Source organism: Vibrio sp. 10N.222.48.A3, assembly GCF_041475345.1.
GTDB lineage: Bacteria > Pseudomonadota > Gammaproteobacteria > Enterobacterales > Vibrionaceae > Vibrio > Vibrio tasmaniensis_A.
On the sequence record NZ_JBFRVX010001531.1, the window covers coordinates 1 to 343 of the forward strand.

The window sequence follows — 343 nt, forward strand, 5'->3', positions numbered from 1 at the left end:
ATATTACTCAATATGTCGCGGTTAGCATTGCATACTCTAATTTTACACCAGTAAGTTTACTTTTAGAATACCAATCAGTGTATTGGTAATTAGCACGCTAGCACCTGAATCGCTTTGCAATGAACTGCGGGTGTCATAGAATCGAAAACGTATTCGAATTTTATTGATATCAACGGAAGAGAATAAACAATCAATGAGTAGTATTTTAGAGTGTATTCGTACAGTTGGACGAGGGGAAAGAGGTCGTAAGCCTTTGTCGTTCGAACAAGCCTACCGCATCATGGATGAGTATTTAAGCGGAGAGGTCGGTGACGACCAAATGGCTATGCTACTGATGTTGATT

General features: G+C 39.7%; 1 pseudogene. It reads left to right on the forward strand.

Going from position 1 to position 343, the window contains the following annotated elements:
- Nucleotides 1-193: 193 nt before the first annotated feature.
- Nucleotides 194-343 (forward strand): annotated as a pseudogene (locus AB4653_RS27570) (glycosyl transferase); the annotation flags it as partial.